The sequence below is a fragment of the Sphingomonas plantiphila genome, assembly GCF_046000505.1.
Taxonomy (GTDB): Bacteria; Pseudomonadota; Alphaproteobacteria; order Sphingomonadales; family Sphingomonadaceae; genus Sphingomonas; species Sphingomonas plantiphila.
The window spans coordinates 791,716-804,634 of the sequence record NZ_JBELQC010000001.1; the positions used below are offsets into that span (position 1 = coordinate 791,716).

14 protein-coding genes are annotated in these 12,919 nt (G+C 66.2%); 5 read left to right on the top strand and 9 right to left on the bottom strand.

The window, feature by feature from the left end:
* Nucleotide 1: 1 nt before the first annotated feature.
* A complete protein-coding gene (locus tag ABS767_RS03720; RefSeq protein WP_408077017.1) occupies nucleotides 2-1,660 on the bottom strand; it encodes a M28 family metallopeptidase in 1,659 nt (552 codons plus the stop codon).
* Between the two features lie 122 nt (nucleotides 1,661-1,782).
* Between ABS767_RS03720 and ABS767_RS03725 the strand changes: the two genes are divergently transcribed.
* Both ABS767_RS03725 and ABS767_RS03730 read left to right on the top strand, forming a co-directional pair.
* Nucleotides 1,783-3,723, top strand: coding sequence for an alpha/beta hydrolase family protein (locus ABS767_RS03725; protein WP_408077018.1), 1,941 nt, complete (start codon nucleotides 1,783-1,785; stop codon nucleotides 3,721-3,723).
* Between the two features lie 45 nt (nucleotides 3,724-3,768).
* Nucleotides 3,769-5,091, top strand: coding sequence for an alpha/beta hydrolase family protein (locus ABS767_RS03730; protein ID WP_408077019.1), 1,323 nt, complete (start codon nucleotides 3,769-3,771; stop codon nucleotides 5,089-5,091).
* 73 nt (nucleotides 5,092-5,164) lie between these two features.
* Here ABS767_RS03730 and rpsD read toward each other — a convergent pair whose 3' ends face one another.
* The 7 genes from rpsD to rpiB all read right to left on the bottom strand — a co-directional run bounded on the left by rpsD (nucleotide 5,165) and on the right by rpiB (nucleotide 9,591).
* Nucleotides 5,165-5,779 carry a 30S ribosomal protein S4 gene (gene rpsD / locus ABS767_RS03735; RefSeq protein WP_145848632.1) on the bottom strand — a complete coding sequence of 205 codons (615 nt, stop codon included), beginning with the start codon at nucleotides 5,777-5,779 and terminating at the stop codon, nucleotides 5,165-5,167.
* Nucleotides 5,780-5,949: 170 nt separating this feature from the next.
* Nucleotides 5,950-6,195: a hypothetical protein gene (locus ABS767_RS03740; RefSeq protein ID WP_408077020.1), complete on the bottom strand. Its 246-nt coding sequence runs from the start codon at nucleotides 6,193-6,195 to the stop codon at nucleotides 5,950-5,952.
* A gap of 93 nt (nucleotides 6,196-6,288) precedes the next feature.
* Nucleotides 6,289-6,528 (bottom strand): hypothetical protein, encoded by a 240-nt coding sequence (locus ABS767_RS03745; RefSeq protein WP_408077021.1) that lies wholly within the window; start codon nucleotides 6,526-6,528, stop codon nucleotides 6,289-6,291.
* A gap of 102 nt (nucleotides 6,529-6,630) precedes the next feature.
* On the bottom strand, nucleotides 6,631-7,347 hold the full coding sequence (locus ABS767_RS03750; RefSeq protein WP_408077022.1) for an RNA methyltransferase: 717 nt from the start codon (nucleotides 7,345-7,347) through the stop codon (nucleotides 6,631-6,633).
* Nucleotides 7,344-7,817: a transcriptional regulator NrdR gene (nrdR, locus tag ABS767_RS03755; RefSeq protein ID WP_408077023.1), complete on the bottom strand. Its 474-nt coding sequence runs from the start codon at nucleotides 7,815-7,817 to the stop codon at nucleotides 7,344-7,346. Before nrdR ends, ABS767_RS03750 begins: the two co-directional genes overlap by 4 nt.
* A gap of 3 nt (nucleotides 7,818-7,820) precedes the next feature.
* On the bottom strand, nucleotides 7,821-9,128 hold the full coding sequence (glyA, locus tag ABS767_RS03760) for a serine hydroxymethyltransferase (RefSeq protein ID WP_408077024.1): 1,308 nt from the start codon (nucleotides 9,126-9,128) through the stop codon (nucleotides 7,821-7,823).
* 25 nt (nucleotides 9,129-9,153) lie between these two features.
* Nucleotides 9,154-9,591 (bottom strand): ribose 5-phosphate isomerase B, encoded by a 438-nt coding sequence (gene rpiB / locus ABS767_RS03765; protein WP_408077025.1) that lies wholly within the window; start codon nucleotides 9,589-9,591, stop codon nucleotides 9,154-9,156.
* Between the two features lie 163 nt (nucleotides 9,592-9,754).
* Between rpiB and ABS767_RS03770 the strand changes: the two genes are divergently transcribed.
* The 3 genes from ABS767_RS03770 (at nucleotide 9,755) to ABS767_RS03780 (ending at nucleotide 12,134) form a co-directional block, all read left to right on the top strand.
* Entirely contained in the window at nucleotides 9,755-10,156 is a 402-nt protein-coding gene (locus tag ABS767_RS03770) for a hypothetical protein (RefSeq protein WP_408077026.1), read from the top strand.
* A gap of 95 nt (nucleotides 10,157-10,251) precedes the next feature.
* Entirely contained in the window at nucleotides 10,252-11,487 is a 1,236-nt protein-coding gene (locus ABS767_RS03775) for a DUF3419 family protein (RefSeq protein WP_408077027.1), read from the top strand.
* A gap of 26 nt (nucleotides 11,488-11,513) precedes the next feature.
* Nucleotides 11,514-12,134, top strand: a complete 621-nt coding sequence (locus ABS767_RS03780; protein ID WP_408078644.1) for a class I SAM-dependent methyltransferase — start codon at nucleotides 11,514-11,516, stop codon at nucleotides 12,132-12,134.
* Here ABS767_RS03780 and ABS767_RS03785 read toward each other — a convergent pair.
* Nucleotides 12,131-12,904: an SDR family oxidoreductase gene (locus ABS767_RS03785; RefSeq protein WP_408077028.1), complete on the bottom strand. Its 774-nt coding sequence runs from the start codon at nucleotides 12,902-12,904 to the stop codon at nucleotides 12,131-12,133. The genes ABS767_RS03780 and ABS767_RS03785 overlap by 4 nt on opposite strands.
* Nucleotides 12,905-12,919: the final 15 nt, after the last annotated feature.

Below are 12,919 nucleotides of genomic sequence, written 5' to 3' on the forward strand. Positions count from 1 at the left end.
CTTACTTGGCTCCTTCGCGCGACTTGTCGCGGGCGGCACGGAATTCGTCGCCCTCGACCCAGTTCGGCCACTCGGTGGTCATCGCGAGCATGCGGCCGACGGCGTAATAGACCTGCAGGTCCTTTTCGGCGCCCGCCCAGTTCCAGTTGGGATCGTACTCGTCCTTCGGCCCGTGATATTTGTCTTTCTCATATTCCGCGGCGGCAGCCTTGCCGGCTTCGCGACCGCCCTCGACCAGATCGTCGCCCGCGTCGAAATAGAGCATCGGCACGCCGTGCTTGGCCAACATGAAATGGTCCGAACGGTAGTAGAAGCCCTTTTCCGGGGTCGGCTCGGCGCTGGCGGTGCGGCCCTGCTTGGCGAGCGCGGCCTTGAGATACCCGTCGATCGCCGACTTGCCGAGGCCGACCACGACGACATTCTTCGCAGGCGGCGTCAGGTTCATCGCGTCGATATTGACCCCGCCGACCGTCTTGCCGAGCGGGTAGACGGGATTGTCGCCATAATATTTGGAGCCGAGCAGGCCCGATTCCTCGGCGGTGACCGCGACGAAGACGAGGCTGCGGTCGGGGGCGCCGGCATCCTTGTTCGCCTTGGCGATCGCGATCAGCGCCGCGGTGCCGGTCGCGTTGTCGACCGCGCCGTTGCAGATGTCGTCGCCATCGGGCGCGGCTTCACAGCGGCCGAGATGGTCCCAGTGCGCGGTGTAGAGGACATATTCGTCGGGCCGCTTGGCACCGGGCAGGATGCCGATGACGTTCTTCGACGCGTGCTTGCGGATCGCGTTGTCGAAGCCGACCGATGCCTTCACGTCGCCGAGCGGCACGGCCTTGAACCCCTTAGTCTTGGCGGCGGCGGAGAGCTTGTCGAAATCCTGACCCGCGCTGGCGAACAGCGCCTTGGCCTTGTCGAGCTGCATCCAGCCGATCGCGGCGGACTGGTCCATATGCCCGTTGGCCGCATCGGCCACCTGCTGCTCGCCGGTCCAGCTCGACTGGACGACGTTCCAACCATAGGCGGCGGGCTGGGTATCGTGGACGATGATCGCGGCGGCGGCACCCTGGCGCGCGGCTTCCTCGTACTTGTAGGTCCAGCGGCCGTAATAGGTCATCGCCTGGCCGTTGAAATCGCCCTGCAGCCCGGCGATCTCCCAGTCGGGGTCGTTGACGAGGATGACGACCGTCTTCCCCTTCACATCGACCCCGGCATAGTCGTTCCACCCCTTTTCGGGCGCGTTGATGCCATAGCCGACGAATACCACCGGGCTGTCCTTGACCGAAATCTTCGGCGTCACGCGATAGGTGCCGGCGACGAATTCGGGGCCGTATTTGAGGCTCATCGGCTGGCTGCCGCCGGTGAAGGTCAGGTTGGAGACGTTCTGCGCGGTGATCGCGACCAGCGGCACGTCCTGAAACCAGCTGCCGTTATTGCCCGGCTGAAGCCCAGCCTTCTGGAATTGATCGACCAGATAGGCGAGCGTTTTTTCCTCGCCCGGCGTACCCGGCGCGCGGCCCTCGAATTCGTCCGACGACAGCGTCTGGACCGCCGATTTCATCAAGTCCATCGGCATGGCGGGCAGCGCGACGTCCGGCATGGTGGCGGTGTCCGAAGCGGTCGAGCAGGCGGCAAGGCCCAAAAGGGCGAGCAGCGCGAGGCGCATGGGGTTGGTCTCCCGGGATACTACAGATGGCGCGACTTGTGACAGCGGTGCGCGGCCGGGGCAAGCGAGCCGCTTGCGAAGCGCTATGGTTTTGCATAGCCTTCCCCAACAGGGGGATGAAAATGCTGAAAAATCTGATGGTGTCGCTTGCCGTTCTGGCAAGCGCTCCAGTCGCGGCGCAGACGTTCGACGCGGCGGCGGTATTCGGTTCGCGGGAGTCGGTCGAACAGGCCAGCCTGTCGCCGGACGGGACCAAGCTCGCCTATCTTGGCCCGGGCGACGGCCAGGCCAGCGTGATCTATGTCGTCAAGCTCGGCGATGGCGCCGCCGCGAAGCCTATCCTGCGCACCAATGGCCAGCCCGACCGGGTGAGCGGGTGCAGCTGGACCAGCAACACGCGGCTGTTGTGCGACGTCTACGGCATCAGCCGGTACGAGGGCGATATCGTCTACGCCAGCCGGATGGTCGCGCTCGACGAGGACGCGTCGAACGTCAAGGTGCTGCAGCAGCGTCGCCGCGGCAACATGGCGCTCGAGGTCTCGCTCGGCGACGGCAATGTCATCGATTATAATCCCGGCGAGCCCGGCCAGGTCCTGATCATGCGCTATCAGGTGCAGGAGAACACCGCCGGGACGATGCTGGCGCAGCGCGGGGGCACGATTGTCGAGCGGCTCGACACCACGACGATGCGGACCCGGATCGTCGAAGCGGCGCGCAAGAATGTGAGCGAGTACATCACCGACGGGAACGGCAATGTCCGTGTCCAAGGCCGCAACGACGTCAACAGCGACGGGTTCGACACCGGCGTGACACGCTATTTCTATCGCAAGAAGGATAGCGGCGAGTGGCTGGTGATGAGCGTCGTCGATGCCGATGGCGCGCAATTCAACCCCTATGGCGTCGATCCGGACAAGGACATCGCCTATGGCCTCAAGAAGGTGAACGGGCGCATGGCCGCGTTCAGCTACGCGCTGGACGGCACCGGCACCGAGACCGCGATTTATGCCGATCCCCGGTTCGATGTCGGCGGGTTCAAGCGGGTCGGCCGCAATCGCCGGATCATCGGCGTCGGATCCGAGGGCGGGGTGCGCTATTTCGACCCGGCGCTGGAAAAGATGCTGAAGGCGCTCGGCGGCGCACTCAAGGGCTATACGATCAACGTCATCGATTCGAGCGAGGACATGCAGAAGCTGCTGATCCTGGCGGCGAGCGATACCGATCCGGGCCGCTATTATCTGTTCGATCGCAAGGCCGCGAACCTCAACGAACTGATGCTCGCGCGGCCCCGGCTGGAGAAAGTTGCGCTCGCGCAGATGAAGTCGATCGAATATCGCGCGACCGACGGAACGATGGTGCCCGGCTATCTGACGCTGCCGCCCGGATCGACCGGAAAGGGGCTACCCGCGATCGTCCTGCCGCATGGCGGGCCGGAGGCCCGCGACCATTGGGGATTCGACTGGCTGGTCCAGTATTTCGCCAATCAGGGGTTTGCGGTGCTGCAGCCCAATTTCCGCGGATCGACCGGCTATGGCGACGCATGGTTCAATCGCAACGGGTTCCAGGATTGGAAGATCGCGATCGGTGACGTCACCGATGCGGGCAAATATCTCGTACGCGAAGGGATCGCCGATCCGAACCGGCTGGTCGCGTTCGGATGGTCCTATGGCGGCTATGCCGCGCTGCAGTCGGCGGTGGTCGAACCGACGCTGTTCAAGCGCGTCGTCGCGGTCGCGCCGCTGACCGACATGGAACGGTGGAAAAAGGAGCGGGTCGGCTGGAGCGATTATCAGCTGACCGTCAAGCGCGTCGGCACCGGCAAGCATGTCGTCGAAGGCTCGCCCGCGCAGCAGGCCGCACGCATCCAGGTGCCGGTGCTGATGTTCCATGGCGATCTCGACCGCAACGTATCGGTCGAGCAGGCGAAGTTCATGCACGAGCGATTGAAGGCAGCGGACAAGCAAAGCGAGCTGGTCCTCTATGAAGGCCTGGACCATTATCTCGAGGATGGCGAGGCGCGCGGCGACATGCTGCGGCGGAGCGGGGCGTTCTTGAAACTGCCCTAGCATCTGGTCGGCGCGCAGCCGGCAAGACGGGCGAGGGAGAGGTCCATGCGCGCGATGATCTTGGCTCTGGCGATGCTGGCCCCCGCGCCCGCAGTTCAGCAGGACGATCGCGCCGCCGAGGCCGATCGTGCGGCGATGCTGCAACGGCTCGGCATCGCCGCGACGCGAACGGGCGCGGACGGCTTCGATCCAACGGCCCCCAACGCGGCCAATTACGACGAGGCCAAGGCGGTGATGGCCGGACCCTTGCCGCCATTGATGCGTCTCGCCGACGGACGCATCGTACGCACGGCTTCGGACTGGGCGATACGCCGGGCAGAGATCGTCGCGCTGTTCGATCGCGAAATCTATGGACGGGTGCCGCCCACCGCGCCGGCGATCACCTGGCGGGTGGTGCGGGAGGAGCGCGGTCGCGCAGGCGAAGTTGCGGTGGTGCGCCGATGGCTGGAGGGGGTGGCCGACAATCGCGGCTGGCCCGCCGCTTCGGCGACGCTGGCGCTGCGCCTGACGCTGCCGGCGGAGCCGTCAGCGAAGCGCGTGGCGGTGATCCTCTCATTCGGTCTTCCCGACGGGTTCCGCTTCCCCGGCCCGCCCCGCGCGCCCGATCCGGGCCCGTCGCCGACGGAGCAGCTGGTCAGGGCAGGGTTCGGTCATGCGATCCTGGTCGCGAACAGCGTTCAGGCGGACAATGGCGGCGAACTCGACGATGGCGTGATCGGCATCTCGCTGCGCGGCAACGCCCGTGCGCCCGACGACTGGGGCGTGCTGCGCGCCTGGGCCTGGGGGGCGAGCCGGGCGTTCGACGCATTGGCCGCGATGCCACAGGTCGATCCGGCGCGCATCGGGATCGAGGGATTGTCGCGCTATGGCAAGGCGGCGCTGGTGACGATGGCCTATGACCGGCGCTTTGCGATCGGCTTTGCCGGGTCGTCGGGCGCCGGCGGCGCGGCGTTGTATCGCCGCGATTTCGGGGAGCGGATCGGCAATCTTGCGGCCGGGGGCGAGTATCACTGGTTTGCCGGCAATTTCCTGCGTTACGCCGCACCGCCGTTGAGCGAGGCGGATTTGCCGATCGATTCGCACATGCTGATCGCGCTGGCCGCGCCGCGTGCCCTGTTCCTCGGTGCGGGGACGGTGGACACCGGCGATGGCTGGGTCGATCCGAAGGGGAGCTTCCTCGCCGCGGCGGCCGCAACGCCCGCCTGGAGCGTGCAAGGCACACGCGGGCTGGCTGCAGCCGAATTTCCTCCCATATTGTCGGGCGTGACCGACGGGTGGCTTGGCTGGCGCCAGCATCGCGGCGGGCACAGCAACCGCGACAATTGGCCGAGCTTCATCGCCTTCGCCACGGCGCGGCTGGATCGCTGAACCGAATCGCCGGAAACGAAAACGGGCGGCCCCGATGGGACCGCCCGCTTGTTCGTTCGGCTGAAGCCTGGACTTAGCGCGAATAGAATTCGACGACCAGATTCGGCTCCATCTTCACCGGATACGGCACCTCGTCGAGGGTCGGGACGCGGGTGAAGGTGATCTTCGACGCACCGTCGGGGGCGACGTAATCGGGGATGTCGCGCTCGGCCAGCGCCTGTGCTTCCATCACCAGCGCCATTTCCTGCGCCTTCGATCCCAGCTCGACCGTCTCGCCCGGCTTGATGCGGCGCGAACCGATGTTGCACTTCTCGCCGTTGACCTTGACATGGCCATGGTTGACCAGCTGGCGCGCGGCAAAGATCGTCGGCGCGAACTTAGCGCGATAGACGATCATGTCGAGGCGCTGCTCGAGCAGGCCGATCAGGTTCTGGCCGGTATCGCCCTTCATGCGCGACGCATCTTCATAGGCGCGCTTGAACTGCTTCTCGGTCACGTCGCCATAATAGCCCTTGAGCTTCTGCTTGGCGCGCAGCTGGATGCCGAAGTCCGACATCTTGCCCTTGCGGCGCTGACCGTGCTGGCCGGGGCCGTATTCGCGCTTGTTGACGGGCGACTTGGGGCGACCCCAGATGTTCTCGCCCATCCGGCGATCGAGCTTGTACTTGGCGCTGGAGCGCTTCGACATGTGAAATTCCTAACAATTGCTACGACATTGACCCGGCCAAGACTAACCTGATCGCATTTCCGGTATCGCCTGTGCGCAAGCACAGGGCCGCCGCTTCACCGGAGTGCGGGGCCGATTGCGAAGGCGCGCGCCTAGACGGGCGCGCGCATGGAGTCAAGTTGGCAGCGGATTCAGCCGCCGCTGTAGCGGTTCTGGGTATTGTCCTGAATCTCGCGCGCATCCTGCACGGCCTGCTTCTGGATCGCCTCCCATTCGGCGGCGGTGCGGCACACCTTGCGGCGGCTCAGGCGGGTCCCGGTCGCGGCTTCAGCCTTGCAGATTTTCTTCGGCTTCGCCGGAGCTGCAGTGACGGCATCTTCCGCGACGGGCGTAGCGGAAACGAGCGCGAAGGCCAGACCAAAGGCAGCGACAAGCATGACTCACCCTTCCAAATATCGAATATTCAGCGGCGATATGAACTAGTTGTGCAACGTGTGCAACGCACCATCACGCAACTTGTCGCATAATGATCATTCCGGATCGGGTGCCTTGCTGACTTGTTCGGCCGTGCGCGGCTCGCGCGTGGACGCAGCCATGGCCGCATCTTCTTCCTCGTATCGACCTTCCCACTCCGCGCGGGTCTTGCAGACTTTCGGACCGCGCATTTTGGTACGGCGATCGATCTTCGATTTGCAGAGAATGTCGTCCGGGCTCTTCTCGACCAGCACGGGTGCGGTGGAAAGCGACGCAACTAGAACCATGAGCAGCATGAGGACCCCCTAAAAGTCGTCAGGCTCGTATCACGCCATACTTTGCTGCATCGCACAAGAGCTGGCTGACATTTAATTTTAACAATCGCGCCGCGTCGGAATCTATTCCGGCGGGCGCTTCTTTCCCTCGAGCGCCGAGAGGACGCCGCGCAGCGTGCGCACCTCCTGCGCATTCCATCCGGGTTTGGTCAGGACGCTGCGCAGCGTCAGGCGAGTCGTCGGCACGCGATCGGGCGGATAATAAAAGCCGCTTCGCTCCAGCAGGGCGTCGAGATGGCCGATCAGGCCCTCAAGTTCCGCCTGCGGCGCAGGTGGATCGAGCTCGGTGCGCGGCGGCTGCGCAAGGCCCTGCCCCTTGGACCATTCGTAGGCGACCAGGATCACCGCCTGCGCCAGGTTCAGCGACCCGAATTCGGGGTTGATCGGCACGGTCAGGATCGCGCGGGCGAGCGCGACATCCTCGGTCGCCAGGCCCGACCGCTCCGGCCCGAACAGGATCGCGCTGCGTCCGGGGCCCGCATGGATCTCCGCGGCCGCCTCGACGGGTGTGGCGACCGGCTTGGTTACGCCGCGCTTGCGCACCGTGGTGGCATAGACGTGTTCGCAATCGGCGACCGCATCGGCGACGCTTTCGAACACCTGCGCGCGTTCGAGCACGATATCCGCGCCGCTCGCCGCCGGCCCTGCGGATGGGTTGGGCCATCCGTCGCGCGGCGTCACCAGCCGCATCTCGGTCAGCCCGAAATTGAGCATCGCGCGCGCGGCCTTGCCGATATTCTCGCCGAGCTGCGGGCGGACGAGGACGATGACCGGCTTCACTGCTTGCCGACCTCGCTCACATTACTCGCGAATTCCTCGAAATCCCTCGCCTCGCGGAAATCGCGATAGACGCTGGCGAAGCGGATATAGGCGACCGAATCGAGGTGCTTGAGCCCTTCCATCACCATCTCGCCGATGCGCTTGGACGGGATTTCGCTCTCGCCCAATGTCTCGAGCTGGCGCTGGATGCCAGAGACGAGCTTTTCGACCTGATTGGCGTCGATCGGCCGCTTGCGGCAGGCGAGCGAAACCGAGCGGATCAACTTGTCGCGCTCGAACGGCTCGCGCCGCGCCATGCCGTTCTCGCCGGCCTTGATCACCGCCAGCTCGCGTAGCTGGATGCGTTCGAACGTGGTGAAGCGCGCGGCGCACGCCTCGCACTGCCGCCGCCGCCGGATCGCCGCCCCGTCTTCGGTGGGGCGGCTATCCTTTACCTGAGACGCTTCATGGCCGCAGAACGGACAACGCAATCGTCATGCCTCCGGATAGATCGGGAAGCGCTCGCACAGGGCGCGGACGCGCTGACGGACATTGGCTTCGACCTCGGCATCGCCGCCTTCACCCTTGCTGCGCAGCCCTTCGAGCACATCGGCGACCATGTTGCCGATCTCGCGGAACTCGGCCGGACCGAATCCGCGCGTCGTGCCGGCGGGCGATCCGACGCGGATGCCGCTGGTCTTGACCGGGGGCAGCGGATCGTTTGGGATACCGTTCTTGTTGCAGGTGATCGCCGCGCGCTCGAGCGCCTCGTCGGCGTCCTTGCCGGTGACGCCCAGCGGGGTCAGGTCGATCAGCGCCAGATGCGTGTCGGTGCCGCCCGAGACGACCGCCGCGCCACGCTCGGTCAGCGTCGCCGCCAGCACCTTGGCGTTCTCGACCACCGCAGCGGCATAGCTCTTGAACTCGGGGCGCAGCGCTTCCCCGAACGCGACCGCCTTGGCAGCGATGACGTGCATCAGCGGGCCGCCTTGGAGTCCTGGGAACACTGCCGAGTTGATTTTCTTCGCGATCCCCTCGTCATCGGTCATGATCATCCCGCCGCGCGGGCCGCGCAGCGTCTTGTGCGTGGTGGTGGTGACGACATGGGCATGGCCGAACGGAGAGGGATGCACGCCACCGGCGACGAGGCCGGCGAAATGCGCCATGTCGACCATGAACAGTGCGCCGACCTCATCCGCGATCGCACGGAACTTCGCGAAATCGATATGGCGCGGATAGGCCGATCCGCCGGCGATGATCAGCTTGGGGCTATGCTCGCGCGCCTTGGCTGCGACCTCGTCGAAATCGATCAGGTGCGTGTCCGGGTCGACGCCGTACTGGACCGCATTGAACCACTTGCCGCTCATCGCCGCCTTGGCGCCGTGTGTCAGATGGCCGCCCGAATCGAGGCTGAGCCCCATGATCGTGTCGCCGGGCTTGGTCAGCGCAAGCATCACCGCGCCGTTCGCCTGCGCGCCCGAATGCGGCTGGACGTTGGCAAAGCCGCAGCCGAACAGCTGCTTGGCGCGATCGATCGCAAGGCTCTCGACCTCGTCCGAGGGATGGCAGCCCTGATAGTAGCGCTTGCCGGGATAGCCCTCGGCGTACTTGTTGGTGAAGACGCTGCCCTGCGCCTCGAGCACCGCCTTCGAAACGATGTTCTCGCTGGCGATCAACTCGATCTGATACTGCTCGCGCTCCAGTTCGTGCGCGACGCCCGCGAACACGGCGGGGTCCGCGTCGGCGAGCGCGGTGGTGAAAAAGCCGTCCGAACGGATGGCGCTGATGGGATTGGTGCTCATAAGTCTGTCCTTCAGAGAGCCGGGCCTAGAACGTGGGCTGGGTCAGCTTGTCCACGCGGCGCTGGTGCCGGTCGCCGCCGAAGTCGGTGGCGAGGAATGCGGTGATGCAGGCTTTCGCCATCTCGATCCCGATCAGCCGGGCGCCCATGGCGATGACGTTCGCATCATTGTGTTCGCGCGCGAGGGTGGCGGAGAGCGGCTCCGATACCAGCGCGCAGCGCGCGGCCGGGTTGCGGTTGACCGCGATCGAGATGCCGATGCCGCTGCCGCACAGCGCGATGCCGCGATCGGCGCTGCCCGCCGCGATGGCGGCGGCGAGCTTGTAGCCGTAATCGGGATAATCGACGCTGGCGGGGGTGTCCGGGCCCAGATCGGCGACGTCGTGGCCCGCGCCGCGCAACCAGTCGGCAAGCGCCGCCTTGAGTTCGATGGCGGCGTGATCCGAAGCGATTGCGATACGCATGGGAAGAGCGGTTCGACCCTCAAGCTGAAAGGATGACGCGCTCTCTAGGCGTTCGCCACGACGATGGCTACACCGGATCGCACGATTCAAATTGTGGAGGGTGCAAGTGCGGCTTTTGCTGTGGATGGGGATGGCTGCAGTGCTCGCGGGCTGCTCAGAGGAAATGAGCAACGAACAGCAGGCCGCGCTGGTCGAGAATGCCATCGCCAATGCCGAGGCCACGGCACAGAATGTGACTCGCGAAGTGCGGCGCGAACGACTGGCCGAGCGCGCCGAGGAACGCGACGACTGGATCGGCACCTGGACCGGGGTCGAGGGGATGATGCTGACGATCGCGCGCGGCGATGCGCCGGGCCGCTATCGCATCACCAACAAATGGGGCCTCGATGCCGAGGACGCCGGCACCTACAACGGCCGGGCGAGCGCGCGCGGCATCGTCTTTCGCCGCGGCAAGGAGCGGGTGCGGCTGGTCGCAGGCGATGGCGAGGCGACCGGCATGAAATGGCTGGCGGACAAGAAGGACTGCCTGATCGTGGCCCCGGGCGAGGGATATTGCCGGGACTGATCCATGACGGCTGCGTGACAGTGGCGGTCATCTAGCTGACACGCAACCGCCATAGGCGCGACCGGGGGAGCGATTTCCCCCGGGGAGCCGATGTGATGGGTTCGAACGCCAGCCAGCCGCGCAACGGGGCTGTCCGCACTGCCGTCCACCGCCATGAGCATCTGAGCAAGGACGGGCTGCTCGAACGCGCCTTCACCTTTGCCTTTCGCGGGCTCGTCTATGCGCAGATCTGGGAAGACCCGCAGGTCGACATGGAGGCGCTGGCGATCACGCCCGACTGCCATGTCGTGACGATCGCGAGTGGCGGGTGCAATGTCCTGTCCTACCTCACCGCCGATCCGGCGAAGATCACCGCGGTCGATCTCAACACCGCGCATACCGCGCTCAACAAGCTGAAACGCGCCGCCGCGCTACATCTGCCCGATCATGCCGCGTTCCACCGCTTCTTCGCGCAGGCGAACCGGCCGGAGAATGTCCCGGCGTACCGGCAGTGGCTGCGCCCGCATCTCGACGATGCCACGCGCCGCTACTGGGAGGGCCGCGATCTCGCCGGGCGGCGGCGGATCAAGGGCTTTGCCGGGGGCTTCTACAAGCGCGGGCTGCTCGGCGGGTTCATCGGCGCGGCGCATCTGCTCGCCAAACTCTATCGCATCGACCCGCGCGAACTGCTCGCGGCGAAGAGCGTCGAGCAACAGCGCGCGATCTTCGAAAGCCGCCTTGCCCCCGTGTTCGACAAGAAGTTCGTGCGCTGGCTGATCGACCAGCCCGCCTCGCTGTTCGGCCTCGGCATCCCGCCCGCTCAATATGAGGCGCTGGCGGGAGACGATCCGCGTGGCATCGGGGCGGTGCTGCGCCGGCGGCTCGAAAAGCTCGCCTGCGACTTCGACCTGTCGGACAATTATTTCGCCTGGCAGGCGTTCGGGCGTGGCTATGGCGAGGGGCCGGAGGCACCGCTTCCGCCCTATCTGCAGGCGGCCAATTACGATGTCGTGCGCACCCGCGCGGAGCGGGTCGAGGTGCGCCACCAGAATTTCGTCGACTATCTCGATTCGATGCCCGACGCGTCGCTCGATCGCTATATCCTGCTCGATGCGCAGGACTGGATGACCGACGCGCAACTGACCCGGTTGTGGGATGCGATCACGCGGACCGCGAAGCCGGGCGCGCGCGTGCTGTTCCGCACCGCCGCCGCGCCGACCTTGCTGCCCGGTCGCGTGCCCGACGCCATCCTGAGCCGTTGGGACTATGCCGCGGCGGAGTCGCTCGACTTTACCGCGCGCGACCGTTCGGCCATCTATGGCGGCGTGCACCTCTATCGCCTCAAGTCGTGACAGCCGACGCCGGACATGCCGGGCGCATGGACGCGGTCTATGCGGCGCAGCGGCACATCTATGACGCTACCCGCAAATATTACCTGCTTGGCCGCGACCGGCTGATCGACGATCTGGCGCCCCCATCGGGCGGCACCGTGCTGGAAGTCGGGTGCGGCACCGCGCGCAACCTGATCGTCGCGGCACGGCGCTGGCCACAGGCGCGCTTCTATGGCGTCGATATCTCGGAGGCGATGTTGGCGACCGCGCGGGTAAAGGTCGCGAAGGCAGGGCTGTCCGACCGGATCACGCTGGCACAGGGCGATGCGACGGCGTTCGATCCGCAAACGCTGTTCGGGGTGGCGGGATTCGACCAGGTGTTCGCCAGCTACACATTGTCGATGATCCCCGACTGGGTCGGCGCTATCGAGCAGGGTGCACGCGTGCTGGCGCCCGGCGGGGTGCTGCACATCGTCGATTTCGGGCAGCAGGAGCGGATGCCGCGCTGGTGGCGCGGCCTGCTGTTCGCCTGGCTCGGCCGGTTTCACGTCACGCCGCGCCGCGAACTGCCGGTGGCGCTGCGCCATGTCAGCCGCGAACAGGGGCTGAGCTTCGGGTTCGAGACGCTGTTGCGCGGCTATGCCTGGGCGGGGACGATTCGCCGCTAACGCCCGCCGCGCGCCTGCTTGCGCATCGACCCGCGCATGAAGCGCGAGGCGAACCACATGCGACGCGCTGTCTTGCCGACCAGCGTGAGCAGGCGGTCGCCGTGCACGGCGTCCCACGCCAGCTGCGCGGCCTCTTCGACCGGCGTGAATTCGAGCCGCGCGGCCTTCACCCGCTCGCGCATCGTCGCGTTGCTGCCGACCGGCATGCCGTCGAGGATCGCGGTGTCGATGAAGCTGGGCAGCAACGCGCGAACGCGAATGCCCTCGCCCGACCATTCGCCGTCGAGCGCTTCGGTAAATCCGCGCACCGCGAACTTGGTCGCCGAATAGATCGCGACGCCGCCCGTGCCATAGATGCCGGCGGCTGAAGCGGTGTTGAGCAGGCAGCCGCCGCTGGCCTTCAGATACCGGTAGCCGGCATGCGCCCCCCACACCACGCCCATCAGGTTGATGTCGACGCAGCGCTGCAGCTCGTCCACTGCCGTGGCGGCGAACACCCCGCCGACGCCAATCCCGGCATTGTTGAACAGCACGTCGAGTCGTCCGCCGCTCGCTGCAGTGAAGTCCGCCAGCGCATCGTCCCACGCCGCACGATCGCGCACGTCGAGGATATGCGTCGTCACCGGCGCGTCGCCGAGCAGCGCGGCGGTCTCCGCCATCCCGCCCGCGTTGATATCGGCAAGGCCGATGCGCCAGCCGCGTGCGGCGAAGTGACGAGCCACCGCGCGCCCGATACCCGAACCGCCGCCGGTGATGAAAATCGCCTGCATACCGCCCCTCCCAAT